At 65.1% G+C, this 16641-nt stretch carries 17 protein-coding genes and 1 tRNA gene; 12 read left to right on the top strand and 6 right to left on the bottom strand.

Features of this window, described 5'->3' with window-relative positions:
* The first annotated feature begins 8 nt into the window (after positions 1-8).
* The 9 genes from argH (at position 9) to CN97_RS06375 (ending at position 9523) form a co-directional block, all read left to right on the top strand.
* Entirely contained in the window at positions 9-1415 is a 1407-nt protein-coding gene (gene argH / locus CN97_RS06410; RefSeq protein ID WP_035709488.1) for an argininosuccinate lyase, read from the top strand.
* Entirely contained in the window at positions 1412-1582 is a 171-nt protein-coding gene (locus CN97_RS20570; RefSeq protein WP_156969577.1) for a hypothetical protein, read from the top strand. Before argH ends, CN97_RS20570 begins: the two co-directional genes overlap by 4 nt.
* Before the next feature lie 427 nt (positions 1583-2009).
* Positions 2010-2846, top strand: coding sequence for an alpha/beta fold hydrolase (locus tag CN97_RS06405; RefSeq protein WP_035708777.1), 837 nt, complete (start codon positions 2010-2012; stop codon positions 2844-2846).
* Positions 2847-2945: 99 nt separating this feature from the next.
* Positions 2946-3722 carry a ribose-5-phosphate isomerase RpiA gene (gene rpiA / locus CN97_RS06400; RefSeq protein WP_035708774.1) on the top strand — a complete coding sequence of 259 codons (777 nt, stop codon included), beginning with the start codon at positions 2946-2948 and terminating at the stop codon, positions 3720-3722.
* 10 nt (positions 3723-3732) lie between these two features.
* Positions 3733-5088, top strand: a complete 1356-nt coding sequence (gene gor, locus CN97_RS06395; RefSeq protein WP_035708771.1) for a glutathione-disulfide reductase — start codon at positions 3733-3735, stop codon at positions 5086-5088.
* Positions 5089-5182: 94 nt separating this feature from the next.
* The gene (gene hflK, locus CN97_RS06390; RefSeq protein ID WP_035708769.1) at positions 5183-6361 is read left to right on the top strand and encodes an FtsH protease activity modulator HflK; all 1179 of its coding nucleotides are present in this window, start codon (positions 5183-5185) and stop codon (positions 6359-6361) included.
* On the top strand, positions 6361-7242 hold the full coding sequence (hflC, locus tag CN97_RS06385) for a protease modulator HflC (protein WP_035708765.1): 882 nt from the start codon (positions 6361-6363) through the stop codon (positions 7240-7242). Before hflK ends, hflC begins: the two co-directional genes overlap by 1 nt.
* Positions 7243-7466: 224 nt before the next feature.
* The gene (locus CN97_RS06380; RefSeq protein ID WP_035708764.1) at positions 7467-8984 is read left to right on the top strand and encodes a DegQ family serine endoprotease; all 1518 of its coding nucleotides are present in this window, start codon (positions 7467-7469) and stop codon (positions 8982-8984) included.
* 95 nt (positions 8985-9079) lie between these two features.
* Positions 9080-9523, top strand: a complete 444-nt coding sequence (locus CN97_RS06375; protein ID WP_035708759.1) for a VOC family protein — start codon at positions 9080-9082, stop codon at positions 9521-9523.
* A gap of 51 nt (positions 9524-9574) precedes the next feature.
* Here CN97_RS06375 and CN97_RS06370 read toward each other — a convergent pair whose 3' ends face one another.
* The 3 genes from CN97_RS06370 to CN97_RS06360 all read right to left on the bottom strand — a co-directional run bounded on the left by CN97_RS06370 (position 9575) and on the right by CN97_RS06360 (position 11775).
* The gene (locus CN97_RS06370) at positions 9575-9868 is read right to left on the bottom strand and encodes a putative quinol monooxygenase (RefSeq protein ID WP_035708757.1); all 294 of its coding nucleotides are present in this window, start codon (positions 9866-9868) and stop codon (positions 9575-9577) included.
* Positions 9869-9951: 83 nt separating this feature from the next.
* Positions 9952-11358, bottom strand: a complete 1407-nt coding sequence (gene glnA / locus CN97_RS06365) for a type I glutamate--ammonia ligase (RefSeq protein ID WP_035708754.1) — start codon at positions 11356-11358, stop codon at positions 9952-9954.
* A 78-nt stretch (positions 11359-11436) separates the two neighbouring features.
* The gene (locus CN97_RS06360) at positions 11437-11775 is read right to left on the bottom strand and encodes a P-II family nitrogen regulator (protein ID WP_035708751.1); all 339 of its coding nucleotides are present in this window, start codon (positions 11773-11775) and stop codon (positions 11437-11439) included.
* 172 nt (positions 11776-11947) lie between these two features.
* Here CN97_RS06360 and CN97_RS06355 point away from each other — a divergent pair, with 172 nt between their 5' ends.
* From CN97_RS06355 to tig, 3 genes are all read left to right on the top strand, one after another.
* The gene (locus CN97_RS06355; protein ID WP_035708748.1) at positions 11948-13489 is read left to right on the top strand and encodes a bifunctional ADP-dependent NAD(P)H-hydrate dehydratase/NAD(P)H-hydrate epimerase; all 1542 of its coding nucleotides are present in this window, start codon (positions 11948-11950) and stop codon (positions 13487-13489) included.
* A gap of 91 nt (positions 13490-13580) precedes the next feature.
* Positions 13581-13665 (top strand) — tRNA-Leu (locus CN97_RS06350).
* Positions 13666-13685: 20 nt separating this feature from the next.
* Positions 13686-15014, top strand: coding sequence for a trigger factor (tig, locus tag CN97_RS06345; RefSeq protein WP_035708746.1), 1329 nt, complete (start codon positions 13686-13688; stop codon positions 15012-15014).
* A gap of 301 nt (positions 15015-15315) precedes the next feature.
* Here the strand turns inward: tig and rplI are convergent, their stop codons facing one another.
* Genes rplI through rpsF form a run of 3 tightly spaced genes read right to left on the bottom strand, consistent with a single transcriptional unit; the run spans position 15316 to position 16524 of the window.
* Entirely contained in the window at positions 15316-15888 is a 573-nt protein-coding gene (rplI, locus tag CN97_RS06340; RefSeq protein ID WP_035708744.1) for a 50S ribosomal protein L9, read from the bottom strand.
* 10 nt (positions 15889-15898) lie between these two features.
* Positions 15899-16126: a 30S ribosomal protein S18 gene (gene rpsR / locus CN97_RS06335; RefSeq protein WP_035708741.1), complete on the bottom strand. Its 228-nt coding sequence runs from the start codon at positions 16124-16126 to the stop codon at positions 15899-15901.
* Between the two features lie 20 nt (positions 16127-16146).
* Positions 16147-16524 (bottom strand): 30S ribosomal protein S6, encoded by a 378-nt coding sequence (gene rpsF, locus CN97_RS06330; RefSeq protein WP_035708738.1) that lies wholly within the window; start codon positions 16522-16524, stop codon positions 16147-16149.
* Between the last annotated feature and the right edge of the window lie 117 nt (positions 16525-16641).

Genomic DNA, 16641 nt, shown 5'->3' with positions numbered 1-16641 from the left:
TGACCAGTATGACCGACAAAGGCACTTCCGACACGGGCGCGAACTCCATGTGGGGTGGCCGCTTCGCCGCGGGGCCGGACGCGATCATGGAGGCGATCAACGCCTCCATCGGGTTCGACCAACGGCTAGCGGCGCAGGACATCCGCGGCTCGCGTGCCCATGCCGCAATGCTGGCGGTGACGGGTATCATCTCCGATACCGATGCGCAGGCCATCGGGGAAGGGCTTCTCACGGTCTTGTCAGAGATCGAGGGCGGCGCCTTCAAGTTCCGCACTGATCTGGAAGACATCCACATGAATGTGGAGGCGCGGCTCAAGGAGATCATCGGGGAGCCGGCGGGCCGGCTGCACACCGCGCGGAGCCGGAACGATCAGGTCGCGCTCGACTTCCGCCTCTGGGTGCGGGACCAGACAGATGCGGTGATCGCCGGGCTGGACCTGCTGATCCGCGCCTTCCTCGCCCAGGCGGAGAAGGGGGCGGACTGGGTGATGCCGGGCTTCACCCATCTCCAGACCGCGCAACCCGTGACATGGGGGCACCACATGATGGCCTATGTGGAGATGCTGGGCCGGGACATGGGGCGCTTCCAGGACGCCCGCATCCGCATGAATGAAAGCCCGCTCGGTGCCGCCGCGCTGGCGGGCACATCCTTCCCCATCGACCGGGAGATGACCGCGCAGGAGCTGGGCTTCGACCGGCCGATGGCCAATTCGCTGGACGCGGTGGCGGATCGGGATTTCGCGCTGGAGTTCCTCTCCGCCGCCTCCATCTGCGCCATGCACCTGTCGCGCTTTGCCGAGGAGCTGGTGATCTGGTCCTCCGCCCAGTTCCGGTTCGCGCGGCTGTCGGACCGGTTCTCCACCGGCTCCTCCATCATGCCGCAGAAGCGCAACCCGGATGCGGCAGAGCTTCTGCGCGCCAAGCTGGGCCGGATCCTCGGCGCGACGGTCGCGCTCTTCACCATCATGAAGGGCCTGCCGCTCACCTATTCCAAGGACATGCAGGAGGACAAGGAACAGGTCTTCGACGCCGCCGACAACCTCATCCTGTCGCTCGCCGCGATGGAAGGCATGGTGCGGGATCTGACGGCGAATGTCCCGGTGCTGGAGGCCGCGGCGGCCTCCGGCTTCTCGACGGCGACCGACCTTGCCGACTGGCTGGTGCGGGAACTGGGCCTGCCGTTCCGGGATGCCCACCATGTCACCGGAACGCTGGTCGCCATGGCGGAGAAGAAGGGCGTCGACCTGCCAGAACTCACGCTGGCGGAGATGCAGTCAGTGCATCCGGGCATCCGTGATGACGTGTTCGCGGTGCTGGGCGTTCACAATTCCGTCCGCAGTCGCCAGAGCTATGGCGGCACGGCGCCTGATCAGGTGCGCAGCCAGATCGCCCGCTGGAAGGAGAAGCTGGCGTGAGGCTTCTGCCGCTTCTGGCACTTCTGGCGCTTTCGGCCTGCGGGGCCGATGGCGTGCCGCTCTATCCGGATGGCACGCCCGCCACCTATATCGACACGCGGGAGGAAGATGTCACGATCTCTCCCTCCGCCAACTGGGTGGAGCCGCCCCGGCAGCCGCGTTCCTGACAATATGGAGACCGGCATGATATCGCTGCAGCTGCCGCTGCCGATGATCAGCCGGGCGCGGACCGGCTGGAGCACGACGGCCGTGATGCTCGACAGCAATGGCCGTCTGTAGCCGAGAGGGGCTTCGCCTGCGTGCGGTTTCCCGGCTGCCAGGTCCATATGGCCCCGAGGAACCCCTGTAGCGCGCCCGGTAAAGGCGGCGAAGCGCCGCCGGCAGGCGCCGCGACGCTCCGATGCGCATCCGGCAGCGGGCCTTCCCCCGTTAGCCGGCACCGATCGCCTCCGGTTTGAAAGTGTCCGCCGCGGGAGGGGTCTGCACTGGCGATGCATTCGCGATCCCGAGGCGCCCTGCACCTGTCAACAAATGTCGGAGCCGGAACAAACTGCGGATCGGGTCCGTTCGCTTCGGACAGCACAGGAGATGCAGATGGCGATGATCGAGACGCGCGACGGAACCAGGCTCTATGTGAAGGATTGGGGGCAGGGGCGGCCTGTCGTCCTGCTGCATGGCTGGCCGCTGTCTTCGGATACATGGGATGATACCGGCATGGCTTTGGCCGCCGCCGGGCATCGGGTGATCGCCTATGACCGGCGCGGCTTCAGCCGATCGGAGCAGCCGTGGTCGGGCTATGACTACGATACGCTGGCCGACGATCTGGCGGATGTTCTGGCGGCCACCGGCGCCGAGGATGCGGCGCTCATCGGCTTCTCCATGGGTGGGGGAGAAGTCGCGCGCTACCTGTCCCGCCACGGCTCCACGCGGATCTGGGCGGCGGGGCTGGTCGCTTCCGTGGTCCCTTACATGCTGAAGACGACGGACAATCCCGATGGCACGCCGCAGGAGGTGTTCGACGACATGGCGAAGGGCATGAAGGAGGACCGTGCCCATTTCTTCGCCGACTTCTTCAAGACCTTCTACGGCAAGACACTGCTGCAGGGCGGTGGACTTCTGAGCGGCGGTGTCAGCGACGAGGTGGTTCAATGGTCGTGCAATCTGGCGATGCAGGCGAGCCTCAAGGCGACGCTGGCCTGTGCGGAGTCTTTCGCAACCACTGATTTCCGCCCCGACCTGACGGCTTTCACCATGCCGACGCTCATCATCCACGGAACGGCGGACAAGACGGTGCCGATCGACGCCTCCGCCCGCGCCGCGGCGCGCGGCATCGCGAACAGCCAGCTTGTAGAATACGAGGGCGGTCCGCACGGGCTGCAGGCCTCTCACAAGGAGCGGCTGACCGCTGATCTGCTGGCCTTTCTGCGGTAACTGTGGCCCGGGCAGCAACCCCGCGGGAGCATCCCGGCAATTGGCTCTCGCAGGGCGGTGACAAATTGCTATAACGGCAGGCAAAGCAAGGAGCCTGCCATGTCCCTCTCCCCCATCGACCGGGCCAAGGTCGTTGCCGCCCGCCGCGCCGTCGACTTCATAGAGGACGGCATGAAGGTTGGCCTGGGCACGGGCTCCACCGCGGCTTTCATGGTGCGGCGGCTGGGCGAGGTGGTGCGGGAGGAGGGTCTCCGCGTCACGGCTGTCCCGACGTCGACGCGCACGGCGGAGCTCGCGGCGGAGCTTGGCATCCCGCTCACCACGCTGGACGAGGCGGGCTGGCTGGACGTGACCATCGACGGGGCGGATGAGTTCGACGGGGCGCTCAACCTTGTCAAGGGCGGCGGCGGGGCGCTGCTTCGGGAGAAGATCGTGGCGACGGCCTCCGACCGGATGATCGTCATCGCGGATGCGGCCAAGGAGGTCGGCATGCTCGGTGCCTTCGACCTGCCGGTGGAGGTGATCCCCTTCGGCATGCAGGCCACCCGCACCCTGATTGAGGAGGTTCTTGCCGGGCAGGATGTGATGGGCCGCGCCATCACCCTGCGCATGGCGGGGGAGCGGCCTTTCGTCACGGACGAGGGCAACCATATCTTCGATCTCTCGCTCGCGCGGATCGGCAATCCCGGCTCTCTGGCGCTGATGCTGAACCAGATCCCCGGCGTGGTGGAGAACGGGCTTTTCATCGACATCTGCGATACGGTGGTCATCGGCCATGCCGACGGGCGGGTGGAACTGCGCGACCTCGACGCCGGGACCGTTTCCATCGAGCGGAGCGATCTGGGCGAGGGCGACAACATCTTCGCGGATCTCTAGGAGCAGTCGCATGGCCTTCGACCTCGACCTGTTCGTGATCGGCGCGGGTTCCGGCGGTGTGCGCGCGGCCCGCGTGGCTGCACAGTCCGGCGCAAAGGTTGCTGTCGCGGAGGAATACCGCGTCGGCGGCACCTGTGTCATTCGCGGCTGCGTGCCCAAGAAGCTCATGGTCTTTGCCTCCTCCTTTCCGGCGGTGGTGGAAGACGCGCGCGCCTATGGCTGGGATGCCAGCATCGGCAGCTTCGACTGGGGCCGCTTCCGCAGGGCGCTGCATAACGAGCTCGACCGGCTCGAGGCGATCTATCGCGCCAATCTGGAGCGGGCGGGCGTCACCCTCCATGCCGCCCGCGCGGTGCTGGAGGACGCCCATACCGTGCGGCTCGACAGCGGCGAGAGCTTCACCGCGAAGCATATCCTCATCGCTACGGGCGGCGCGCCTTTCATCCCGGACATTCCGGGGCGGGAGCTTGCCTCCACCTCCAACGACATGTTCCTGATGGAGGAACTGCCGCGCTCCATCCTCGTGGTGGGCGGCGGCTATATCGCCTGCGAATTCGCCTGTATCCTCAACAGTCTGGGCGTCGATGTGACGCTGGCCTATCGCGGGCCGCAGATCCTGCGCGCCTTCGATGAGGAGATCCGCGGCCATGTCTCCGCCGCGATGCGGGGCGCGGGTATCGACATCCGGACGGAGACGGATGTGGCGGCGCTGCATCCCGCGGCGGACGGTGTGCGGGTCGTCTTCGCCGATGGCGGCCAGGAGGATTACGGGCGGGTGCTCTATGCCACGGGCAGGGCGCCCTCGACCGGTGGCCTGGGGCTGGAGGCCCTGGGGGTGCGGTTGCGGAAATCCGGGGCCATCGCGGTGGATGAGTGGTCGCAGACCTCCGTCCCGTCCATCTATGCGGTGGGCGACGTGACCGACAGGGTGAACCTTACCCCCGTCGCGATCCGCGAGGGGCAGGCTTTCGCGGAAACCGTATTCCACGGCAATCCCACGAAGGCGGATCATGACCTCGTTCCCTCCGCCGTCTTCACCCAGCCGGAAATGGCCGGGATCGGCATGACCGAGCAGGAGGGGCGGGAGCGGGGCGGGGTGCAGATCTACTCCACCGCATTCCGTCCGATGCGGACGCTCTTTGCGGGCCGGGATGACCGGGTGCTGATGAAACTGGTGGTGGACAACGAAAGCCGCCGTGTGCTCGGGTGTCACATCGTCGCACCGGAGGCGGGGGAGATGATCCAGCTCGCCGCGATTGCGGTGAAGATGGGCGCGACCAAGGAAGACTTCGACAGAACCGTAGCCGTTCACCCGACGATGGCGGAGGAACTGGTCACCATGAAGGCACCCTCCCGGTCATGGTGACGCACCCCCCGGCGCTTGACATGAGCGGCGATAGTCCACAGTTGGCACCTCGCACCAGTGCGGAATCGAGGCGGAGAGGAAGGAAACCGGATTAATGGCAGGACATTCCGGCGGCCCCTGGGGGGGCGGAGGATCAGGCGGCGGCGGTGACAACCGGGGGGACGATCCCCGCGGGGGCAACCGGCGTCCCGGTGAAGGTCCCCAGATCCCCGAACTCGACCAGATCATGAAAAAGGGGCAGGAGCAGCTCCGCGTGCTGATGGGCGGTCGCGGGACCGGCTCCGGCGGCCCGCGTCAGTCCGGCCCCGGTCTGGGCATCACGCGCAAGGGCGTGTTCCTGGCGATCGGCGCGCTGTTCATCGGCTGGCTCGCGCTTTCCTTCTATACGGTGCGGCAGGAGGAGCGGTCGGTCGAGCTGCTGTTCGGGCGCTACTACAAGACCGGGGAACCGGGTCTGAACTTCGCGCCCTGGCCGGTCGTGACGCGGGAGATCTTCTCCGTCACCGGTGAACGGACGCTCGACATCGGCTCCAACGCCAATTCCCGCCGCTCCGACGGGCTGATGCTCACTCAGGACGAGAACCTTGTGGATACGGAGTTTCAGGTCGTCTGGAACATCAACGATCCGTCGAAATACCTGTTCAACCTCGCCGATCCGATGGACACGATCCGTGCCGTTTCGGAAAGCGCCATGCGCGACATCATCGCGCGCTCGCAGATGGCGCCGATCCTGAACCGGGACCGGGGCATCATCGCCTCCGACCTGCAACAGGCGGTGCAATCGACGCTCGATACCTATGACAGCGGCATCAACATCATCCGCGTGAACTTCGACCGCGCCGACCCGCCGTCCGAGGTGATCGACAGCTTCCGTCAGGTGCAGGCGGCGCGTCAGGAACGCGACCGGCTCCAGAATCAGGCGGATGCCTATGCCAACCGCGTGCTCGCCGGGGCGCGGGGGGAAAGCGCCCGGGTGCTGGAGGAGGCCGAAGGTTACCGTGCCCAGGCCGTCAATGCGGCACAGGGTGAGGCGAGCCGCTTCGTCTCCGTCTATGACGAATATCGCAACGCCCCCGACGTGACCCGTCGCCGGATGTATCTCGAAACCATGGAGCGCGTCTTCGGCCGCGTCGATAAGGTGATCGTCGATGGCGTGAACGGAGAGAACGGGCAGGGTGTGCTGCCGCTCCTGCCGCTGGGCAACCGGGCCATGCCGCAGGCGCCCGTCGCCGGCGCTGCCGGGACCACGACGACCAACGGGGGGAACAACTGATGAAACGCTCCACGATTGGTATTGTCGTCGTTGTTCTTCTGGCGGTTCTGGGCCTGTCCTCCATCTTCATCGTGGACGAGCGGGAGAAAGTTCTGGTCCTCCAGTTCGGGGAGGTGAAGGCCGTTCGCGAGGATCCGGGGATGTATCTCAAGATCCCCTTCATTCAGGAGGTCGTGCGCTATGACGGGCGGATCCTGAGCCTTCCCACGCAACCGGCGGAAATCACCCCGCTCGATGACCGTCGCCTGGTCGTCGATGCCTTTGCCCGCTGGCGGATCTCCGATGTGGTGCGCTTCCGCGAGGCCGTGGGCGTCGAGGGTGAGCGCGCAGCGCAGGCCCGGCTGGAGCGGATCCTGAACGCGGAAATCCGCGAGGTTCTGGGCTCCGTGCCCTCCGGTGCGGTGCTCTCGGAAGACCGGACCCCGCTGATGAACCGTATCCGCGATCAGGCCCGCGTGCAGGCGCAGGCACTGGGGATCGAGGTCATCGACGTGCGCCTGACCCGCACGGACCTGCCGGAGCAGAACCTTGCCGCGACCTTTGCCCGGATGCGGGCGGAGCGGGAGCGGGAGGCCGCCGACGAGATCGCGCGCGGTAACGAGGCCGCCCAGCGTATTCAGGCCCTGGCAGACCGGACAGTGACGGAGCTTGTCTCAGACGCCCGCCGCCAGAGCGAGGTCATCCGCGGTGAAGCCGATGCGGAGCGGAACCGCATCTATGCGGAGGCCTTCGGGCGGGACCCGGAGTTCTTCGCCTTCACCCGGTCGCTCACCGCCTATGAAAACGCGCTCCAGCAGAACAACACCTCCGTGGTGATGAGCCCCGGAAGCGAGTTCTTCGAGTTCTTCAAGAGCGATAGCGGCACCCGACCCGCGAATTGATGCAGAAAGGCCGGTCCCAGCGACCGGCCTTCTCGTTTCCGGCGTTCAGGAAGCGCTTGCTCTCTCCCGTCAGCCATGGAACCCTCCATGTTACGAAGTGTCACACCGAATTGAGACACCGCGACGGTCATTGATTTGCGGCGAAAGCGCACAGATCCCAAATAGGAGGAGACGGTTCGGGAGCGTGCTGCCTCGCCGGACCCCTGAAGAGGAAGGAGCTTGGAGTGTCGTCCTTGGTCGTCAAATCACAATCGCTGCGCAGTGCCCCGGCGCGCGCTCTGCTGGCCCTCGGGCTGGTCGCCGGGTTGGGCCTGAGCACCGCGCTGGTGCCGGTCCTCGCGCCCGCCGCCTCCGCTCAGACTGCTCCGAATGGCATGCCCCTGAGCTTTGCCGACCTTGCGGAGCGGGTCAGCCCGGCGGTGGTCAATATCACCACCACATCCACGGTTGCCACGTCCATGCAGGGCGGGATTCCGGGCGTTCCCCCGGGGTCGCCGTTCGAGGATTTCTTCCGCGACTTCATGCCCCCGGGCCAGGGCGGCGGCGATGGTGCCCGCCCGGTTCCGCGGCGAAGCCAGGCGCTCGGCTCGGGATTCATCATCTCCGCTGACGGGTTCATCGTCACCAACAACCACGTCATCGAGGGTGCGGATCAGATCCAGATCGAAACCTATGCGGGCGAGAAACTGGATGCCAAGGTAGTGGGCACGGACCCCAATACCGACATCGCGCTGCTGAAGGTCGAGGATGCCAAGCAACTCCCCTTCGTGAAGTTCGGTGATTCCAACCGGGTTCGTGTGGGGGAGCCGGTGATGGCGGTCGGCAACCCGCTGGGTCAGGGCTTCTCCGTGTCCTCCGGCATCGTCTCTGCCCGCGGGCGGGCGTTGCAGGGCACCTATGACGACTACATCCAGACTGATGCGGCGATCAACCGGGGGAACTCCGGCGGGCCGCTCTTCGACATGGATGGCGAGGTGATCGGGGTGAACACCGCGATCCTCAGCCCCAATGGCGGGTCCATCGGCATCGGTTTCGCCATGTCCTCGGCGGTCGTGTCGCGTGTGGTGGATCAGCTCAAGGAGTTCGGCGAGACCCGGCGCGGCTGGCTCGGGGTGCGCATTCAGGACGTGACGCCCGATATCGCCGAATCCATGGGTCTGGCGGGTGCAGGAGGCGCGCTGGTGACCGATGTGCCGGAAGGGCCTGCGGAGGTCGCCGGGATCAAGTCTGGCGATGTGATCACCGAATTCGACGGGGTGAAAGTGAACGACACCCGCGAGCTTGTCCGTCAGGTCGGCGCGACAGAGGTCGGCAAGAAGGTCGCCGTTGCCCTGATGCGCGACGGCAAGCCCGTGACGGTTGATCTGACGCTCGGCCGTCGCGAGGAAGCGGAGGGAGCGCAGGTGGTTCCCGCTGCGGCGGCGCCGGAGGCACAGAAGCAGCAGACGCTTCTCGGCATGACCGTCACCGCCCTGACGCCCGAGATGCGCAAACAGCTTGAAGTGCCGAACGGCACCGATGGTCTGGTGATAACCGGCATCGACGACGGCAGCGAAGCCTTCGAGAAGGGTCTGCGCAACGGCGATCTCATCACCGAGGCGGGGCAGCAGAAGGTCGCCACGCCGAAGGATCTGGAAACGCGGATTTCGGAAGCCAAGGAGGCGGGGCGCAAATCGCTCCTCCTGCTCATCCGCCGCGAGGGGGAGCCGCGCTTCGTGGCGCTCTCCGTCGACAAGGTGTGATGTCGTCTGGATGATGTTTCTGGGGCCGGGTCCGTGTTTCGGGTCCGGCCTTTATCCATGAGAGACCTTCGCATGTTCAGCCACGAACTGTTCGGATGAGGGCGGCGCAGGCGCTTCGCATCGCACGGCCCAGCGACGATCTGGAGGCTGTGGTCGCGTTTTACCGTGATGGTCTGGGATTGGAGGTCATCGCCAGCTTCGAGGCGCATGACGGCTTCGATGGTGTCATGCTGGGCAAGCCGGGGATAGCCTGTCACCTTGAGTTCACGCGGAAGTCTGGTCATCCAGCGGGGCGTGCGCCGACACAGGACAATCTGCTGGTCTTCTATATCCCGGACCCCGAGGAATGGCAGGCGGCAGGCGGCAGGCGGCAGGCGGCAGGCGGCAGGCGGCAGGCGGCGGTCGGGCGACTGCGGCGCGCGGGCTACGATCCTGTGCCCTCCTTCAACCCCTATTGGGACAGAAGCGGCAGGACATTCGAGGATCCTGACGGCTATCGCATCGTGCTCCAGAACGCGGCCTGGCCCGCGCCGCCCTGAGGTCGCATTGACCCATCCTGCGGGTTCCGGCCGCCAGGGCAGCCACTTTTGCTATTCCCCGCGTTCGATCCGGTAGTCGCGCTCGATATGGGCCGTCTGGCGCCCCCAGTCGGAGGTCTTCACCCGCTCCTGATGCGCGATGAAGGCGGCACGATCGACGAAGGCTTCCCTCACGGCAAAGCGCATGGGATCGGACATGGAGCGCACGACCTCAAAGGATAGACACCCTGGCTCGGCGCGGCTGAGCCGGGTGTGCTCCTCCAGCAACGCTGCGGCGAGATCGGCATCCGCCATCGTGGCGCACAGCAGCCATCCCGTCAGCACCACCGTGCGGTCTTCCTCCATCCCGCTCCCTCCCCACCAAGACGTATTAAAAAACCCCCGGAGGACTCGCCTCCGGGGGTTTCTGGTTCACTGTCCGTCCTGCCTCAGCAGGAATAGTACATCTGGTATTCGATCGGGTGGGGGGTGTGTTCGTAGTTATACACTTCTTCCCACTTGAGGGCCATGTAGCCTTCCAGCTGGTCCTTGGTGAACACGTCGCCCGCGAGCAGGAACTCGTGATCCGCTTCCAGCTCGGTCAGCGCCTCGCGCAGCGAGCCGCAGACGGTCGGGATGGTCGCCAGTTCTTCCGGCGGCAGATCGTAGAGATCCTTGTCGGAAGCCGGGCCCGGATCGATCTTGTTCTTGATCCCGTCGATGCCGGCCATGAGCAGCGCGGCGAAGCACAGGTAGGGGTTCGACGAGGGATCGGGGAAGCGGGCTTCCACACGCTTGGCCTTGGGCGATTCCGACCACGGAATACGCACGCAGCCCGACCGGTTGCGCGCGGAGTAGGCGCGCAGAACCGGGGCTTCGAAGCCGGGGGTCAGGCGCTTGTAGGAGTTGGTGGACGGGTTGGTGATCGCGTTCAGCGCCTTGGCATGCTTCAGGATGCCGCCGATGAACCACAGCGCTTCCTGGCTGAGATCCGCGTATTTGTCTCCGGCGAAGAGCGGCTTGCCGTCCTTCCAGATCGACATGTTCACGTGCATCCCGGTGCCGTTGTCGCCGCGCATGGGCTTCGGCATGAAGGTCACCGATTTGCCATAGGCGGCGGCGACGTTGTGGATGACGTATTTGTATTTCAGCAGCTCGTCCGCCTGCTTGGTCAGCGAACCGAAGATCAGGCCGAGTTCGTGCTGGTTGGACGCCACTTCGTGGTGGTGCTTGTCCACCTTCATGCCCATCCGCTTCATGGTGGAGAGCATTTCGGACCGCAGATCCTGCGCCGGGTCGATCGGGTTGACCGGGAAGTAGCCGCCCTTGATGCCGGGGCGGTGACCCATGTTGCCCATTTCATAGGCGGTGTCGGTGTTCCAGGCGCCATCGACGGCGTCGACCTCGAAGGCCACCTTGTTCATCGACACGGCATAGCGCACGTCGTCGAAGACGAAGAATTCGGCTTCCGGTCCCCAGTAGGACGTGTCGCCGATGCCCGTGGACTTCAGGTAGGCTTCCGCCTTCAGCGCCGTGGAGCGCGGATCGCGGGAGTAGGGTTCCATCGTGTCGGGTTCGACGACGTTGCAGTGAATGCAGAGCGTCTTTTCCGCATAGAACGGATCAATATAGCCCGATTCGGTGTCCGGCAGCAGCTTCATGTCGGACTGGTCGATGGATTTCCAGCCGGCGATGGAGGAGCCGTCGAACATGAAGCCTTCCGTCAGGAAGTCCTCATCGACCTGGTCCGCCATGACCGTCACGTGCTGGAGCTTGCCCCGCGGGTCCGTGAAGCGGATATCGACATATTCGACATCCTCGTCCTTCAGGATCTGGAGAACCTTCTCGTTGCTCATCTGGCGTCGTTTCCTTCTGTTGAGCAGTCCTTGGCCGGAGACACGCCACGCGTGCTCCCGGCGCATTCTTCGGTCGGATCAGACGGCGTCGTCGCCGATCTCACCCGTGCGGATGCGGATGGCCTGTTCGACCGGCGAGATGAAAATCTTTCCATCGCCGATCTTGTCGGTCCGTGCAGCGGAGATGATCGCCTCGACGGCGGCATCGACCTGGTCGTCGGTCAGAACCACCTCGATCTTCACCTTCGGCAGGAAATCCACCACATATTCGGCACCGCGATAGAGTTCGGTATGGCCCTTCTGGCGCCCGAACCCTTTGACTTCGATCACGGAGAGCCCCTGAACACCGACTTCCTGAAGCGCTTCCTTCACCTCATCGAGCTTGAAGGGTTTTATGATCGCTTCGACTTTCTTCATGGTGTGGCGACTCCCTCGGACTATACCGTTGCTGTCAGACCATTTTCGCAGCGGGCGGACAATGCGCTGCCGGGCTGCTTCCTGAGGATAGCGGAAAATCGGCAAATAATCGCACATAAAATATGCAATAAGATCGCTAAGCGGGCAAAATGAAAACAGATTGGCCTGAATTATGACAGAAGTTCTGACATCTGCCCAAATGCGCGCCATAGAGGATACCGCTTTCCGCGCCGGTGTCGTGACCCCGCTGGAGCTGATGGAGCGGGCGGGGCAGGCGGTCGTTGCTGCCATTCTGGCCGAAGGGCTGCGGCGAGGCGGCCTGCCACGGCGCGCGCTCGTGACTTGCGGTCCGGGCAATAACGGCGGGGACGGCTATGTCGTCGCGCGGCTGTTGCACGGTTTGGGCTGGCAGGTGGATGTGGCGCATTTCGGCGCGCTTGACCGCATGTCCCCCGCGGCGGCGGAAAACTTCCGGCGCTGGCGGCAGGTCTCGGAAACCTCGCGCTGGGATGCGGACAGCCTGGCAGAGCAGCTGCCGGGCGTGGTGGTAGATGCAGTCTATGGCATCGGGTTTCGGGGCGGGTGGGACCGTCCGCCGGTGCTGGAACTGCTCGACCGGCGCTCACGGGAGAAGGGCTGGCTGCGGGTCGCCGTGGATATCGCGTCTGGCGTGGATGCGGATACCGGCCGACAGGGGGCGGAGCTTGCGCCGATGGACCTGACGGTGACGTTTCATGCGCCGAAACTGGGTCACCTGCTGCTGCCGGGGGCGGAGATCGCCGGACGGCTTGTCGTCGCGGATATCGGGCTCCATCCGGAGAACGATCTGTGGCGTGGCGACCTGCCCCCGGTCCGGCGGGTCGAGCAGCCCGAGGCCGGCACGCTGGACAAGGCGACTGAAGGTCACAAGTTCCGTCACGGTCATGCCCTCATCCTCTGCGGTCCGGCGGGCGCGGGAGGCGCGGCGCGGCTGGCGGCACGGAGCGCGCTTCGGGTGGGTGCAGGTCTGGTGACGCTGGTCTGCCCGCCGGAGGCAGTGGCGGAGAACGCGGCGCGTCTTGACGCGGTGATGATCCGGGCGGCGGCGGAGCTTCCTGTCTTGCTGGCAGATCGCCGTGTCACCGCCTTTTGCCTCGGCCTCGGCCCCGGGTTCGGCGTCGCGCGGGCGGCGAGCGTGCTGGCGCAGGTCCTCACCGCCCCCGCCGTGGTTCTGGATGCGGATGGGCTGACCGCTCTGGCGGAGCAGCGGGATCTGATGCCGCTTGCGACGCCCGCCGTCCTGACGCCGCATGAGGGAGAGTTCGCCCGGCTGTTCCCCGACCTTGGCGAGCGGCTGGCCGATGGGGAAAGCCGCGTCGAGCTGATGCGCGAAGCGGCCGCGCGGGCCGGGGCGACGGTTCTGCTCAAAGGGGCCGTCACGGTGATCGCAGAGCCTTCCGGCGCTGTATGGCTCCACGCTGCGGTGGGGGAAGAGGGCGCGCCATGGCTTGCCACGGCGGGGTCGGGGGACGTGCTCGCCGGGCTGATCGCCGGGCTGCTGGCGCGCGGTTTCGCTCCCGCTCGCGCCGCGCGGGTCGCGGTCTGGCTGCATGCCGAGGCAGCGCGTCGTTTCGGTCCCGGACTTATCGCGGAAGACCTGCCCGATATGGTGCCGGGCTGCCTGCGCGCGCTGGGTGTGGGCGCCGGAAGGAGGAGCGGCGCAGCCTCGCTGTGAAACTGCTTTTCCTCTCGTCACCCCTTCTGAAGCTTGATAGAAGGGCGCGGATTTCGACAGGTGGCCAGGGGGCCGCCTTTCGGCAGAATACGCGGGTGTGGCGAAACTGGTAGACGCACCAGATTTAGGTTCTGGCGCCGCAAGGCGTGGGGGTTCAAGTCCCTTCACCCGCACCAGAGAGGAAAAGGACGGATATATGCAGGTCACCGAGACCCTGAACGAAGGCCTTAAGCGCGGTTACCAGATCACGGTGACAGCAGCCGAGCTGGAAGCCAAGGTGCAGGAAAAGCTCGTCGAAGCGCAGCCCGAGGTTGAGCTGAAAGGCTTCCGCAAGGGCAAGGTGCCGATGGCGATGCTGAAGAAGCAGTTCGGCCCGCGTCTGCTGGGCGACGCCATGCAGGACACCATCGACGGTGCGATGAAAGAGCATTTCGAGCAGTCCGGCGACCGTCCGGCCCTGCAGCCCGAAGTGAAGATGCAGGACGGCGAGACCTGGAAGGAAGGCGACGACGTGGTCGTCAACTTCACCTACGAGGCGCTCCCCGAGATCCCGGGCTTCGACCGTGGGCAGATCGAGCTTGAGCGGCTGGTCGTGAAGGCCGATGACGCCTCTGTCGATGAAGCGCTGCAGAACCTTGCAGAGACCGCCAAGTCCTATGAGGACAAGGACGGTGCTGCCGAGGACGGCGATCAGGTCGTGATCGACTTCGTCGGCAAGGTGGATGGCGAGGCATTCGAGGGCGGTTCTGCGGAGGATTATCCGCTGGTGCTGGGCTCTGGCTCCTTCATTCCGGGCTTCGAGGAGCAGCTTGTCGGCGTGAAGACCGGCGAGGAGAAGGACGTGGACGTCACCTTCCCCGAGCAATACGGCGCTGCGCATCTGGCCGGCAAGGCTGCCGTCTTCTCGGTCACGGTGAAGGCCGTGAAGGCGCCGAAGACCGCAGAGATCGACGACGAACTGGCGAAGAAATTCGGCGCCGAGGATCTGGCGCAGCTCAAGTCGCAGATCAAGGAACGTCTGGAAGCCGAATACAGCGGCGCCGCACGCCAGGTGCTGAAGCGCGCTCTGCTCGACCAGCTTGACGGCAAGGTCGCCTTCGACCTTCCGCCGACGCTGGTGGAAGCCGAGGCGAACCAGATCGCCCACCAGCTCTGGCATGAGGAGCACCCGGAGGTGCACACCCACGACCACGGCAATATCGAAGTGAGCGATGAGCACCGCAAGCTCGCCGAGCGCCGGGTGCGTCTCGGTCTGCTGCTTGCCGAGCTGGGCCGCAAGGAAAGCATCGACGTCACCGACGCGGAGATGACGCAAGCCGTGCTCGCACAGGCCCGTCAGTACCCGGGGCAGGAGCGCGCGTTCTTCGAGTTCGTGCAGAAGAACCCGCAGATGCAGCAGCAGCTGCGCGCGCCGATCTTCGAGGACAAGGTTGTCGACTACATCGTCGAGGGCGCCAAGGTGACGGACAAGGAGATCACGAAAGACGATCTCCAGAAGGCCATCGAGGCGCTGGACGAGGTCTGATCCTCGCATCCGACGGATGAACCGAGAGGCCGCGTCGAAAGGCGCGGCCTTTTTCTTTGTCGCAACTGTCCGTCGCACGGCCACTTCAGGAGTATGGAGGCGCTTACACGACGGCGTTTAATCTAGGTGGGGAGCAGACGGTTGATGCTCAACGACCTCAGGGTCGGAGCGGGCGGTCACCTTCGGGTCTGCGTGGAAGAAGGGCCGATCCCTTGGCGATAAGGATGCGGGCGCATGCTCAGCAGCAAAGCAAAAGGCCGCGTCCGGAAACGCGGCCTTTCCACAGGTCGGCTCTGAAGGATCACTCCTCGTCGGAGGCCGCCCCGCCGATGTCGTCGAACAGTTCCGCGATCTCGAAATCGGCCGCGGCTTCTGCTTCAGCAGCAAGTTCCTGGATCGACTTGCCGGAAGCCTGAAGTTCCGCTTCTTCGGCGGAACGTGCAACGTTCACGGCGATGGAGACGGAAACTTCCGGGTGCAGCACGACCGTCACCGGGTGGACGCCGAGATCCTTGATCGGGCGATCCAGCGAAACCTGTGCCCGGTTCAGGGTGAAGCCATCGGCGGTCGCCGCGTCCGCCACGTCGCGGGTGGTGACGGAGCCGTAGAGCGCCCCGGCATCGGAAGCCGAGCGGATCAGCACGAAGGTCTGACCGTTGAGCTTCTCGCCCATCGCCTCGGCTTCTTTCTTCGTCTCGAGGTTGTTGGCCTCGAGCTGCGCCTTCTGGCTTTCGAACTTCGCGATGTTGCCTTCGGTGGCGCGGAGCGCCTTGCCCTGCGGCAGCAGGAAGTTGCGGGCGTACCCGTCCTTGACGTTCACGACTTCGCCCATCTGGCCGAGTTTCTGAACGCGTTGCAGGAGAATGACTTGCATCTTTCTCTCCTTACTTCACAGCGTAGGGGAGGAGCGCAAGGAAGCGCGCCCGCTTGATCGCCTGGGCGAGCTTGCGCTGGTTCTTCGCGGAAACGGCAGTGATGCGCGAAGGCACGATCTTGCCGCGTTCGGAGATGTAGCGCTGCAGCAGACGGGTGTCCTTGTAGTCGATCTTGGGCGCGTTATCGCCCCCGAACGGATCGACCTTGCGGCGGCGGAAGAAGGGTTTGTTGGCCATGGATCAATATCCTTTCGAGATCAGAAACGACGCGGACGGTCGCCGCGATCACCGCGGTCGCCACGCTCACGGTCGTCGCGCTTCTGCATCTGCACCGACGGGCCATCCTCGTGCTTTTCGACCTTCACGGTCAGCACGCGCATCACATCGTCATGCAGACGGGCGAGACGCTCCATCTCCTGCACCGCCGCGGCGGGCGCGTCGGACTTCAGGAAGGCGTAATGCCCCTTGCGGTTCTTGTTGATCTTGTAGGCCATCGTCTTGACGCCCCAGTACTCGTTTTCAACGACCTTGCCGCCGTTATCCGCGAGAACCGTGGAGAAATGTTCGATAAGGCCTTCGGCCTGCGCGTTGGACAGATCCTGACGCGCGATGAGGACATGCTCGTAAAGCGGCATGTAGGCTCCATTGTCAGGCGCATTTCATAGGGCGGGACTGAACCTTCCGCATCCGCCCACGAGAGTCTGCGCCGGTTTCGTGACCAGCGGAAGGAAGGTCGCCTTATACACGGCAGA

It is taken from the genome of Haematobacter massiliensis, assembly GCF_000740795.1.
GTDB classification, from domain to species: domain Bacteria; phylum Pseudomonadota; class Alphaproteobacteria; order Rhodobacterales; family Rhodobacteraceae; genus Haematobacter; species Haematobacter massiliensis.
The sequence above is the reverse complement of the archived record's forward strand: the minus strand, read 5'-3'. Positions and strand labels throughout refer to the sequence as shown.

Coding starts and splice junctions, on each gene's coding strand:
- argH (WP_035709488.1), top strand. CDS start 9: ATGACCGACAAAGGCACTTCCGACACGGGCGCGAACTCCATGTGGGGT.
- CN97_RS06405 (WP_035708777.1), top strand. CDS start 2,010: ATGGCGATGATCGAGACGCGCGACGGAACCAGGCTCTATGTGAAGGAT.
- rpiA (WP_035708774.1), top strand. CDS start 2,946: ATGTCCCTCTCCCCCATCGACCGGGCCAAGGTCGTTGCCGCCCGCCGC.
- gor (WP_035708771.1), top strand. CDS start 3,733: ATGGCCTTCGACCTCGACCTGTTCGTGATCGGCGCGGGTTCCGGCGGT.
- hflK (WP_035708769.1), top strand. CDS start 5,183: ATGGCAGGACATTCCGGCGGCCCCTGGGGGGGCGGAGGATCAGGCGGC.
- hflC (WP_035708765.1), top strand. CDS start 6,361: ATGAAACGCTCCACGATTGGTATTGTCGTCGTTGTTCTTCTGGCGGTT.
- CN97_RS06375 (WP_035708759.1), top strand. CDS start 9,080: ATGAGGGCGGCGCAGGCGCTTCGCATCGCACGGCCCAGCGACGATCTG.
- CN97_RS06370 (WP_035708757.1), bottom strand. CDS start 9,868: ATGGAGGAAGACCGCACGGTGGTGCTGACGGGATGGCTGCTGTGCGCC.
- glnA (WP_035708754.1), bottom strand. CDS start 11,358: ATGAGCAACGAGAAGGTTCTCCAGATCCTGAAGGACGAGGATGTCGAA.
- CN97_RS06360 (WP_035708751.1), bottom strand. CDS start 11,775: ATGAAGAAAGTCGAAGCGATCATAAAACCCTTCAAGCTCGATGAGGTG.
- CN97_RS06355 (WP_035708748.1), top strand. CDS start 11,948: ATGACAGAAGTTCTGACATCTGCCCAAATGCGCGCCATAGAGGATACC.
- tig (WP_035708746.1), top strand. CDS start 13,686: ATGCAGGTCACCGAGACCCTGAACGAAGGCCTTAAGCGCGGTTACCAG.
- rplI (WP_035708744.1), bottom strand. CDS start 15,888: ATGCAAGTCATTCTCCTGCAACGCGTTCAGAAACTCGGCCAGATGGGC.
- rpsR (WP_035708741.1), bottom strand. CDS start 16,126: ATGGCCAACAAACCCTTCTTCCGCCGCCGCAAGGTCGATCCGTTCGGG.
- rpsF (WP_035708738.1), bottom strand. CDS start 16,524: ATGCCGCTTTACGAGCATGTCCTCATCGCGCGTCAGGATCTGTCCAAC.